Here is an 11,962-nt window from a genome sequence, read left to right on the forward strand (position 1 = left end):
GTGACCGCCACCCTCAGCCCGCCCGCGGCGGCGTCCCGGGCCGACGCCCGGACGCGCCGCCGCCGGCGGGGCGCGACCCTGCCCTACCTGGCGTACCTGCTCCCCGGCGCGGTGCTCTTCGTGCTGGTCATCGGGTACCCGCTGGTGACCAACGTCTACATCAGCCTGTTCTCCTGGCGCGGCGGCCTGGCGCCGCTCACCTGGGTGGGCCTCGACAACTACACGGAGCTCTGGCACGACGCCGCGTTCTGGACGTCGTTCCAGAACTCGGTCGCGATGATCGTCGCGATGGTGCTGGTGCCCACCGTGATCGGCCTGCTGCTCGCGGCGGTGCTGTTCGACTACCTGGGCCGGCGGTTCGGCGGCCGGGTCGCGTCGGTCCTGCGGGCCACGTACTACCTGCCGCAGATCCTGCCCGTCGCGGTCGCGGGCGTGCTGTGGAACTGGATCCTCAACGCCCAGACCGGCGCGCTCAACGAGATCCTGCGTGCGCTCGGCGTCGCGGACCCGCCCAACTGGCTGGGCGACCCGAGCACGGCGCTGCCGAGCGTCATGCTCGTGCTCATCTGGGTGCAGATCGGGTATCCCGTGGTGATCTTCATGGCGGCGCTGCAGCGGGTCGACCCCGAGCTGTACGAGGCCGCGGAGCTGGACGGCGCCGGCTGGTGGCGGCGGTTCCAGGCCATCACGATCCCGCAGATCCGCCCGGAGACGTTCGTCGTGACGCTGACCTGCACGGTCGCGGCGCTCAAGGTCTTCGGCCCGATCTACGTGCTGACCCGCGGCGGCCCCGAGAGCTCCACGCTCGTGCCGAGCTACTACTCGTACCTGAACTTCTTCGACAAGTCGCGGGTGGGCTACGGCGCCGCCGTCGCGACCGTGCTCACGGTGGTGATCCTCGTGGTGGCCGTGGTCATCCTCGCGCTGCAGACGCGCGCCGAGCGGGCCGAGGAGGTGGGGCGCTGATGGCCGCGACCCTGGCGACGGTCCGGGCGCGCAGCGGGAACCGCCACCACCGGGGCGCCGGGCGCTGGTTCGTGCTCGCGGGCGCCGTCGTCGTCGCGCTGCTCGTCGTCGCGCCCCTGCTGGTGATGCTGCTCAACGCGTTCAAGTCGCCCGACGACTACACGCAGCACGGGCCGCTCAGCCTGCCGACGAGCCTCTACCTCGACGGGCTCGTGAACTTCTGGCAGCGCACGGAGTTCCCGGTGAAGCTGTGGAACTCGTTCTTCATCTCCGCCGTCGTGGCGGTGGCGGCGTGCGCGCTCTCGCTCCTCAACGCCTACGCGATCGGGATCGGCCGGATCAAGGGCCGGATGTGGGTGGTGCTGCTGTTCCTGCTCGCGAACATGCTGCCGCAGGAGGCGCTGATCTACCCGCTGTTCGACATGGCCCGGCAGGTGGGGCTGTCGAACTCGCCGTGGTCCGTGATCATCATCTTCACGGTCATCCAGTCCGCCTTCGGCACCTACCTGCTGGCGTCCGTGCTCGGGACGTTCCCGCCGGCGCTGCTCGAGGCGGCGGCGCTCGACGGCGCGGGCCGCTGGCGGATCCTGTGGCGGGTCGTGTTCCCCATCGTGCGGCCCACGCTCATGGTCCTGATGATCTTCTTCTTCATCTGGACGTGGAACGAGTTCTTCATCCCGCTGGTCATGCTCACGACCAACGACACGCAGACGATCCCGATCGCGCTCGCGTCGCTCCAGGGCGACCGGATGATGGACGCCCCCACGACCAACGCCGGGGCGCTCGTCTCCCTCGTCCCGGCCCTGGTCTTCTTCCTGATCTTCCAGCGCACCCTCACCCGAGGCGTCACCGCCGGCGCGGTGAAGTAGCGCACCACCCCACCCTCGTGCGGCGTGCTCCCGGGCGCTCCGCCATCATCGACACGACAGCTCGGAGTAGGTGCACCTGATGAAGTTCACCGACGGCTACTGGCAGACCCGCCGCGGCATCGCACCGTTGTACGCGGTGGAGGTCGACGACGTCCGCGTCGACGAGGCCGCGGGCACGATGACCGTCTACGCCCCGACGGCGCCGGTCCGGCGACGCGGCGACACCCTCAACCGGCCGATGCTCACGGTCACGTACTCCTCGCCCGCGCCGGGCGTCGTGCGGGTGCGCGTGGAGCACTTCGCGGGGGCCGCGCGCCGCGGGCCGGAGTTCGCCGTCCACGGCGAGCCGGGCTTCCTCCCGGTCGTGAAGGTCGACGAGACGGAGGGCGTGCTGGAGACCGGCGGGCTCTCGGTCCGGGTGCACCGGGGCGGCGGCTGGCACGTGGACGTCGAGCACGACGGCAAGGTGCTCACCTCCAGCCTGCCGAAGTCCGTGGGAGCGATGAGCGCGACGTCGGGCCCGCTCGAGGGCGGCGCCTGGGTGCACGAGCAGCTGACGCTCGAGCCCGGCGAGCACGTGTACGGCCTCGGCGAGCGGTTCGGGCCGTTCGTCAAGAACGGGCAGTCCGTCGACGTCTGGAACGAGGACGGCGGCACGTCCAGCGAGCAGGCGTACAAGAACGTGCCGCTCTACCTGACCAGCAAGGGGTACGGGGTCTTCGTCGCGCACCCCGAGCGGGTGTCGCTCGAGGTCGCCTCCGAGGTGAACACCCGCGTCCAGTTCTCGGTCGAGGGCCAGTCGCTCGAGTACTACGTCATCGCCGGCCCCGCACCGAAGGACGTGCTGCGCCGCTACACCGCGCTCACGGGGCGCCCGGCGCGCGTGCCCGCCTGGTCGTACGGGACCTGGTTGTCGACGTCGTTCACGACGGACTACGACGAGGCCACGGTGACGAGCTTCGTGGACGGCATGGCCGAGCGCGGGCTGCCGCTGAGCGTCTTCCACTTCGACTGCTTCTGGATGCGCGAGTACCAGTGGTGCGACTTCGAGTGGGACCCGCGCGTCTTCCCCGACCCGGAGGGCATGCTCGCCCGCCTGCACGACCGGGGGCTGAAGGTCAGCCTCTGGATCAACCCGTACATCGGGCAGCGCTCGCCCCTGTTCGAGGAGGGCCGCGCCCAGGGCTACCTCCTGCGCACCACCGACGGCGGGGTGTGGCAGTGGGACCTGTGGCAGGCGGGCATGGCGCTGGTCGACTTCACCAACCCCGAGGCCGCGGACTGGTACCTCGGCCACCTGGAGCGCCTGCTCGACCAGGGCGTGGACGCGTTCAAGACCGACTTCGGGGAGCGGGTGCCCACCGAGGACGTGGTGTGGCACGACGGCTCGGACCCCCGCAAGATGCACAACTACTACGCCGAGCTGTACAACGAGCTGGTCTTCCGGATGCTCGAGCGACGCCGGGGTCGCGGCGACGCCGTCGTCTTCGCGCGGTCGGCCACGGCCGGCGGACAGCAGTTCCCGGTGCACTGGGGCGGCGACTGCGACTCGACCTACGCGTCGATGGGGGAGTCCCTGCGGGGCGGGCTGTCGCTCGCGCTGTCGGGCTTCGGCTACTGGAGCCACGACATCGGCGGCTTCGAGGGCACGCCCGACGCCGGGGTGTTCAAGCGCTGGCTCGCGTTCGGGCTGCTGTCGAGCCACTCGCGCCTCCACGGCTCGTCGTCGTACCGCGTGCCGTGGGCCTTCGACGAGGAGGCGGTCGACGTCGCGCGCCGGTTCACGCACCTGAAGATGTCGCTCATGCCCTACCTCGCGCAGGCGGGGGAGGAGGCGCACGCCGCGGGCACGCCGATCATGCGGCCGATGGTGCTGGAGTTTCCCGGCGACCGGGCCGCCTTCGGCGTCGACATGCAGTACATGCTGGGCGGCTCGCTGCTCGTGGCGCCGGTCTTCCAGGCCGACGGCACGGTCGAGTACTACGTGCCCGAGGGCACGTGGACCCGCCTGCTGGACGGCGCGGAGACCGCGCACGCGCAGACCGTGACCGGGCCGCGCTGGGTCACCGAGACCCACGACTTCGACTCCCTGCCGGTGCTCGTGCGCCCCGGCACGGTGCTGCCGGTCGGGACGCGCACCGACCGGCCCGACTACGCGTGGGCCGACGGCGTCGAGCTGCGCTGCTTCGGTCTCACCGACGGGCACGACGCCGTCACCGTCGTGCCCACGGGAGGGCCGGACGGCGAGGCGGCGCGCTTCCGCGTCCGGCGCACCGGCGACGAGGTCGTCGTCACGTCCGACGACGCCCCCGGCGCCTGGACCGTCCGGGTGGGGGAGCGCACGGCAGCCGCCGCCGGACCGGGCACGGTCAGCCTGCGCCTCTGACGGCGACCCGCGCGCCCGCGCGCTGCCGGTGGCTACACTGCCGGGACAGGGTGGGAGCGCTTCCACACGACCGCCGCACCGACCACCACGACGCCCCGTGACTCCGAGCACCGAGGAACGAACCCATGACCAGCACGACCACCACGCCCGCCACCCAGCCCGACGTCACCGCGACCGTCGCCCGCACGTTCCCCGCCGACTTCCTCTGGGGCACCGCGACCGCGGCCTACCAGATCGAGGGCGCCGCCGCCGAGGGCGGACGGGGGCCGTCCATCTGGGACACGTACTCCCGCACGCCCGGTCGCACCCGTGACGGCGACACCGGCGACGTCGCGTGCGACCACTACCACCGCTGGGCCGAGGACGTGGACCACCTCGACCGCCTCGGCGTCGGCGCCTACCGCCTGTCGATCTCCTGGTCGCGCGTGCAGCCCGGCGGGAGCGGCCCCCTCAACCCGGAGGGCGTCGCGTTCTACCGCGACCTGCTCGACGCGCTGCGCGAGCGCGGCATCCGGCCCTTCGTCACGCTCTACCACTGGGACCTGCCGCAGGAGCTCGAGGACGCCGGCGGCTGGGCGGACCGGGCGACGTCGGACGCGTTCGCGCAGTACGCCCGGCACATGGCCGTCGAGCTCGGCGACCGCGTCGAGGCGTGGACCACCCTCAACGAGCCCTGGTGCTCCGCCTACCTCGGCTACGGCTCCGGCGTCCACGCGCCCGGCCGCACCGAGCCCGCCGCGGCGCTCGCGGCCGTCCACCACCTCAACCTGGCGCACGGTCTCGCGGCGCAGGCGATCCGCGACGTGCTGCCGGGCGCCCAGGTGTCGATCACGCTGAACCTGCACGCGATCCGCCCGGCGGACGCGGCGTCCGAGGGCGACGCCGACGCCGTCCGGAAGATCGACGCGCTCGCCAACCGGGCGTTCCTCGGCCCGATCCTCGACGGCGCGTACCCCGACGACCTGCTGGCCGACACCGCGCACGTGTCCGACTGGTCGTTCGTCCGCGACGGCGACCTCGAGCAGATCCGCCAGCCGCTCGACGTCCTCGGCGTGAACTACTACTCCACGGTCACCGTGCGGCGGTTCAGCGGGGACGGGGAGCGGTCGGAGAACGACGGCCACGGCGCGTCGAGCCACAGCCCGTGGATCGGCGTCACCGACGTCGAGTTCGCCGAGCAGCCCGGCCCGTACACGGCGATGGGCTGGAACATCGAGCCGTCGGGCCTCACGGAGCTGCTGCTGCGGCTGCACCGCACCTACCCGGGCCTGCCGCTCGCGGTCACCGAGAACGGGGCCGCCTTCGACGACGAGCTCGTCGTCGACGACGGCGAGCGCCGCGTGCACGACGACCGCCGCGTGGCCTACCTGCACGACCACGTCGAGGCCGTCGGCGCCGCCCGCGACGCGGGCGCGGACGTGCGCGGGTACTTCGCCTGGTCGCTCATGGACAACTTCGAGTGGGGCTACGGCTACTCCAAGCGCTTCGGCATCCTGCACGTCGACTACCCGACGGGCGAGCGCACCTGGAAGAACTCCGCCCACTGGTACCGCCGGCTCGTCACGTCCGGCGAGGTGCCCCCGGTCACCGCCGCCACCCCCTGACGCCGACCGGGCAGTGCCTGTCCGGCGCTACCGTGCGGGACATGACCGCCGCGCGTCCCGTCCCGCCATCCGCCTCGCTCCCGCCCGACGACGCCCCGTCCGCCGGCGTCCGGTTCGACGACGCGCTCCGTGCGCGCTGCGGGGAGCGCCGGGTGCCGGCGCTGTCCGCCGCGGTGGGGCGCGCCGGCGCGGTCGCGTGGACCGGCACCGCCGGGTGGGCGCCGTCCGGCCCGGGCACGGCGTTCCGGATCGGGTCGATCACCAAGCCCATGACGGCCGTGGCCGTGCTGCGGCTGGCGGTCGCGGGGCGGCTCGGCCTGAACGACCCGGTGGGGCGGTACCTCGCGGACGCCCCCGCCCCGGACGCCACGGTCGCCCAGCTGCTCACGCACACCGCGGGCCTGGCGGCCGAGCCCCCGGGGCCGTGGTGGGAGCGGCACGGCGCGGGGTCGTGGGCCGAGCTCGTCGCCTCCGGCGTCGAGCGGCTGTGGGAGCCGGGGGAACGGCACCACTACTCCAACGTGGGCTACGCCGTGCTGGGCCGCCTGGTGGAGGAGGCGCACGGCCGGTCGTGGGACGCCGTCCTGCGCGACGAGGTCTGGGCGCCGCTGGGCATGACGGGCACGGGCCGGACGCCGCCGGGCGAGGCCGCGGTGGGGTACGCGGTGCACCCCGACGCCGACACCGTCCTCGTCGAGCCGGTGGCCGCCTACGGCGCGATGGGGCCGGCGGGGGAGGTGTGGTCCACGCCGGCGGACCTCGTGCGGTTCGGGTCGTGGCTGGTGGGCGCCGGCGACGACGGCGGAGCGGGTGACGACGTGCTGCCGCTCGCGTGCCGCCGTCGGATGGCGACGCCCCGGGCGGTGGTCGACGACGACGTGCCGTTCACGGCCGCGTGGGGGCTGGGCGTCTCCGTGCACCACGGGCCCGGCGAGGGCGGGCGGAACGCCCGTCGCACCGTGGGGCACGGGGGCTCCGTGCCCGGCTTCACCGCGACGCTGCGGGCCGACCCCGCGACGGGGGACGTCGTGGCCGTCTGCGGCAGCTCGACCGCCGGGTTCGGCGACGCGTCCTTCCTGCTCGACCTCCTGGGCGTGCCGGGCCCGGCCCCCGAGCCCGCCGTCGCGGGCGGCGCCGGTGGCACCGACCCGGACGCCCTCGCGCTGGCCGGGACCTGGTACTGGGGCCCGATGCCGTACACGGTGTCCGTGCGCGCCGACGGCTGCCTGGACCTGGGCTCGCCGGACGGGCGGAGCACGGTGTTCGACCGGACGCCCGAGGGCTGGGTCGGCGTCGCGGGCGGCTACTGGCGCGGCGAGCGGCTGCGGCCCGTCGCGACCGGCACGCCCGCGGAGGCCCTCGACGTCGGCACCTTCCACCTCACGCGCGCGCCCTACGACCCCGCGACGGCGGTGCCGGGCGGCGTCGACCCCGCGGGCTGGCGCGCCGTGCCCGTGTCGCCGTCCGCCGCCGAGCGCGACGCAGGGAGCTGACCGGTCCGCGCGGTGTGCGACACACCACCGCGAGCGACACGCCGATGACATCGACGAGTTTCCGAGCAGTTCGGTGCCAGGAATGTCCGATCTGCCGGGCCGCTTCCCGACCGGAGCCCGGGACCCGGCCCGGCTCCGGTCCCGATGGACGACGACCCGTCGTCGCACACACGCTGTGGACGCCCGTCGCCCACCGCCTGTGGACATCCCGACGCGATCCGCACGGTGCTGCGGAAGGACGCCCCGAGACGGTGTTGACGGAGCCTCGCCCACCCTGTGGACGAGGAGTGTCGGACCCCCGTGGGAGGCTGTTCGTGAGCGCGTGCGGCGAGGGGTGTTCGACGAATGACAGCGGTGTCAACCACAAGATGTCGGTCCCGCGCGCGCCCTGACCACTAGGTGTAGTGTTTGGAGCACGCGGGGCGCACAGCCTTTCGAACAAAGCACACCGGCGTAGTTCCACGGGCGTCATCCCTGGTCCGGGCCCTTTCGAGGCCCGTCGAGGGGACCGGCTCGCAGGGTCGCGACACCGGTCGGACGAAGCCCCCGGTGGGGAGCGCAGAGAGGGAGAGACACATGAGCATCACGGTCTACAGCAAGCCGGCCTGCGTGCAGTGCGACGCGACCTACCGCGCCCTCGACCGCAAGGGCGTCGAGTACTCCGTGGTCGACATCACGCAGGACGCCGAGGCGCTCGAGATGGTCCGCGGGCTCGGCTACCTGCAGGCCCCCGTCGTCGTCGCCGGCGACACCCACTGGTCGGGCTTCCGCCCGGACCAGATCGCCGCGGTCGCCGCGCAGCAGGCCGTCTCGGCCTGACGCCGACCGCGACACAGACTCGACAACAGGCGGGGCCCGCAGGCAGCGGCCCCGCACCCCACGAACGGCCGGCGCCCCGGGCTTCGAACCCGACCCGGGGCGCCGTGCGTCTTCGGCGACGCAGCACGTCGGTCTGGTAGCAGCATCCGGGGGGAGGCTGAGCATGAGTTCTCTCGTCTACTTCTCCAGCGTGTCGGAGAACACCCACCGGTTCGTCCAGCGCCTCGGGCTGGAGGAGCTCGGCATGTCCGTGCACCGGATCCCGGTGCGCAAGACGGACGGGTCCCTCACGGTGACCGAGCCCTACGTGCTCATGGTCCCGACATACGGCGGGGGCAACGAGGGCGGCGCCGTGCCTCGGCGCGTGCGCGAGTTCCTCAACGACCCGCACAACCGGTCGCTCGTCCGCGGCGTCATCGCCGCGGGGAACACCAACTTCGGCGCTGCGTACTGCATCGCCGGCGACATCATCTCCGCGAAGTGCCAGGTGCCCTACCTGTACGCCTTCGAACTCCTGGGGACGGCTGAGGACGCCCGGCGCGTCCGTGACGGATTGGGACGATTTTGGCAACGACAGTCACTGATCTCGGCGTGAGCTCGACGACGGACCCGGAGCTCGCGGGGGCCACCCCCGTGCCGCTGCAGGGCGTGCAGCTCGACTACCACGCGCTGAACGCGATGCTGAACCTGTACGGACCGGACGGCAAGATCCAGTTCGACAAGGACCGCGAGGCCACCACGGCCTACTTCGAGCAGCACGTGGTGCCGAACACCATCCAGTTCGAGACGCTCGACGCGAAGCTCGACTACCTCCTCGAGAACAAGTACTACGACCCTGCGGTCCTCGAGAAGTACTCGCGCACCTTCGTCAAGGAGCTGTTCCGGCTCGCGTACTCGAAGGACTTCCAGTTCGAGTCGTTCCTCGGCGCGTTCAAGTACTACACGTCGTACACGCTGAAGACGTTCGACGGGAAGAAGTACCTCGAGCGCTTCGAGGACCGCGTCTCGATGGTCGCCCTCGGCCTGGCCGACGGCGACGAGCAGGTCGCGCGGGACGTCGTCGAGGAGGTCGTCTCCGGGCGGTTCCAGCCCGCGACGCCGACCTTCCTCAACGTGGGCAAGGCGCAGCGCGGCGAGCCCGTCTCCTGCTTCCTGCTGCGCATCGAGGACAACATGGAGTCCATCGCGCGCGGCATCAACTCCGCCCTGCAGCTGTCGAAGCGCGGCGGCGGCGTGGCCCTGCTGTTGAGCAACGTCCGCGAGCACGGCGCGCCGATCAAGCACATCCAGAACCAGTCGTCCGGCGTCATCCCCGTGATGAAGCTGCTCGAGGACTCGTTCTCGTACGCCAACCAGCTCGGTGCGCGCCAGGGTGCGGGCGCCGTGTACCTGCACGCGCACCACCCCGACATCATGCGGTTCCTCGACACCAAGCGGGAGAACGCGGACGAGAAGATCCGCATCAAGACCCTCTCGCTGGGCGTCGTCATCCCCGACGTGACGTTCGAGCTCGCGAAGACGAACGCGGACATGCACCTGTTCAGCCCGTACGACGTCGAGCGCGTCTACGGCAAGCCGTTCGCCGACGTCTCCATCTCGGAGAAGTACGACGAGCTCGTCGCCGACGACCGCATCACGAAGACCACGATCAAGGCCCGCGACTTCTTCCAGACCATCGCGGAGCTGCAGTTCGAGTCCGGGTACCCGTACGTGATGTTCGAGGACACGGTGAACAAGGCGAACCCGATCAAGGGCCGCATCACGCACTCGAACCTGTGCTCGGAGATCCTGCAGGTCTCGACGCCGTCGACGTTCCACGAGGACCTGTCCTACGACCACGTCGGCCGGGACATCTCCTGCAACCTCGGCTCGCTGAACATCGCCAAGACGATGGACTCGCCGGACTTCGCCAAGACGATCGACACCGCGATCCGCGCGCTCACCGCCGTCTCCGACCAGACGAGCATCGAGTCGGTCCCGTCGATCCGCCGCGCCAACGACCTCGGGCACGCCATCGGCCTCGGCCAGATGAACCTGCACGGGTACCTCGCGCGCGAGCGGATCTACTACGGGTCCGCCGAGGGCGTGGACTTCACGAACCTCTACTTCTACACGGTCGCGTACCACGCGATCGCGGCGTCCAACCGGCTCGCGATCGAGCGAGGCAAGGCGTTCGGCGGGTTCGAGGACTCGAGGTACGCCACGGGCGAGTACTTCGACAAGTACACCGACGGCGAGTGGAAGCCGGCGACCGAACGCGTCGCGCAGCTCTTCGCGGAGGCCGGTGTCGCCATCCCGACGCAGGACGACTGGCGTGCGCTCAAGGCGTCGGTCGTGGAGCACGGCATCTACAACCAGAACCTCCAGGCCGTGCCGCCCACCGGGTCGATCAGCTACATCAACAACTCGACGTCGTCGATCCACCCGGTGCCCGCCAAGATCGAGATCCGCAAGGAGGGCAAGCTCGGTCGCGTGTACTACCCGGCGCCGTACATGACGAACGACAACCTGGACTACTACCAGGACGCGTACGAGATCGGCTACGAGAAGATCATCGACACGTACGCCGCCGCGACGCAGCACGTGGACCAGGGCCTGTCGCTGACGCTGTTCTTCCCCGACACGGTGACGACGCGCGACGTCAACCGCGCCCAGATCTACGCCTGGCGCAAGGGGATCAAGACGCTGTACTACATCCGTCTCCGCCAGATGGCCCTCGAGGGCACGGAGATCGAGGGCTGCGTCAGCTGCATGCTGTGATCGCGTCGGGCAACTACGGAATGTGTGGAGAAGAGAAGACATGGCGCCCACGGGGAAGCTCAAGCTCATCGATCGCGTGACCGCGATCAACTGGAACCGTCTGCAGGACGAGAAGGATCTCGAGGTCTGGGACCGCCTGGTCGGCAACTTCTGGCTGCCGGAGAAGGTGCCGGTGTCGAACGACATCCAGTCGTGGCACACGCTCACCGACGCCGAGCGGCTGATGACGACCCGCGTGTTCACCGGCCTCACGCTGCTGGACACCATCCAGGGCACGGTCGGTGCGGTGTCGTTGATCCCCGACGCGCTGACCCCGCACGAGGAGGCGGTGTACACCAACATCGCGTTCATGGAGTCGGTGCACGCCAAGAGCTACTCGTCGATCTTCTCGACGCTGATCTCGACGCGGGAGATCGACGAGGCGTTCGCCTGGTCGGAGCAGAACCCGCACCTGCAGCGCAAGGCCGAGATCGTGCTCGACTACTACCGCGGCGACGACCCGCTGAAGCGCAAGGTCGCCTCGACGATGCTCGAGTCGTTCCTGTTCTACTCCGGCTTCTACGCGCCGATGTACTGGTCGAGCCGCGCCAAGCTGACGAACACGGCCGACCTCATCCGCCTCATCATCCGTGACGAGGCGGTGCACGGGTACTACATCGGCTACAAGTACCAGAAGGGCCTGGCGCAGGTCAGCCAGACCGAGCAGGACGAGCTCAAGGCGTACACGTTCGAGCTGCTCTTCGAGCTGTACGAGAACGAGGTCGAGTACACCGACGCCCTGTACGGCGAGCTCGGCCTCACCGAGGACGTCAAGGCGTTCCTGCGGTACAACGCCAACAAGGCCCTGATGAACCTGGGCTACGAGGCGCTGTTCCCCAAGGAGGACACGGCCGTGAATCCGGCCATCCTCGCGGCCCTGTCGCCGAACGCCGACGAGAACCACGACTTCTTCTCCGGGTCGGGCTCGTCGTACGTCATCGGCAAGGCCGTGGCCACCGAGGACGACGACTGGGACTTCTGACCCCTGCCGAGGTAGCACGAGAGGGCGGACCGCATCACGTGCGG

9 protein-coding genes are annotated in these 11,962 nt (G+C 70.9%); all 9 read left to right on the forward strand.

The genetic code is table 11. The features are described from left to right. The 9 genes from ACFQ80_RS19695 to nrdF all read left to right on the forward strand — a co-directional run bounded on the left by ACFQ80_RS19695 (position 1) and on the right by nrdF (position 11,918). The gene (locus ACFQ80_RS19695; RefSeq protein WP_430552460.1) at positions 1 to 966 is read left to right on the forward strand and encodes a carbohydrate ABC transporter permease; all 966 of its coding nucleotides are present in this window, start codon (positions 1 to 3) and stop codon (positions 964 to 966) included. Next, positions 966 to 1,835, forward strand: a complete 870-nt coding sequence (locus tag ACFQ80_RS19700) for a carbohydrate ABC transporter permease (RefSeq protein WP_430564835.1) — start codon at positions 966 to 968, stop codon at positions 1,833 to 1,835. Before ACFQ80_RS19695 ends, ACFQ80_RS19700 begins: the two co-directional genes overlap by 1 nt. 79 nt (positions 1,836 to 1,914) lie before the next feature. Next, positions 1,915 to 4,221, forward strand: a complete 2,307-nt coding sequence (gene yicI / locus ACFQ80_RS19705; RefSeq protein ID WP_430564836.1) for an alpha-xylosidase — start codon at positions 1,915 to 1,917, stop codon at positions 4,219 to 4,221. A gap of 125 nt (positions 4,222 to 4,346) precedes the next feature. Beyond that, positions 4,347 to 5,825, forward strand: a complete 1,479-nt coding sequence (locus ACFQ80_RS19710; RefSeq protein WP_430564837.1) for a GH1 family beta-glucosidase — start codon at positions 4,347 to 4,349, stop codon at positions 5,823 to 5,825. A 41-nt stretch (positions 5,826 to 5,866) separates the two neighbouring features. Further along, positions 5,867 to 7,318, forward strand: coding sequence for a serine hydrolase domain-containing protein (locus ACFQ80_RS19715; RefSeq protein ID WP_430564838.1), 1,452 nt, complete (start codon positions 5,867 to 5,869; stop codon positions 7,316 to 7,318). A 576-nt stretch (positions 7,319 to 7,894) separates the two neighbouring features. Continuing rightward, positions 7,895 to 8,137: a glutaredoxin-like protein NrdH gene (gene nrdH / locus ACFQ80_RS19720; protein WP_416345666.1), complete on the forward strand. Its 243-nt coding sequence runs from the start codon at positions 7,895 to 7,897 to the stop codon at positions 8,135 to 8,137. A gap of 163 nt (positions 8,138 to 8,300) precedes the next feature. Then, positions 8,301 to 8,732, forward strand: a complete 432-nt coding sequence (gene nrdI, locus ACFQ80_RS19725) for a class Ib ribonucleoside-diphosphate reductase assembly flavoprotein NrdI (RefSeq protein ID WP_430564839.1) — start codon at positions 8,301 to 8,303, stop codon at positions 8,730 to 8,732. Between the two features lie 38 nt (positions 8,733 to 8,770). Next, on the forward strand, positions 8,771 to 10,897 hold the full coding sequence (gene nrdE / locus ACFQ80_RS19730) for a class 1b ribonucleoside-diphosphate reductase subunit alpha (RefSeq protein WP_430564840.1): 2,127 nt from the start codon (positions 8,771 to 8,773) through the stop codon (positions 10,895 to 10,897). A gap of 40 nt (positions 10,898 to 10,937) precedes the next feature. Continuing rightward, positions 10,938 to 11,918 (forward strand): class 1b ribonucleoside-diphosphate reductase subunit beta, encoded by a 981-nt coding sequence (nrdF, locus tag ACFQ80_RS19735; RefSeq protein ID WP_430552453.1) that lies wholly within the window; start codon positions 10,938 to 10,940, stop codon positions 11,916 to 11,918. Positions 11,919 to 11,962: the final 44 nt, after the last annotated feature.

It is taken from the genome of Isoptericola sp. NPDC056578 (assembly GCF_042793275.1).
Lineage (GTDB): Bacteria > Actinomycetota > Actinomycetes > Actinomycetales > Cellulomonadaceae > Isoptericola.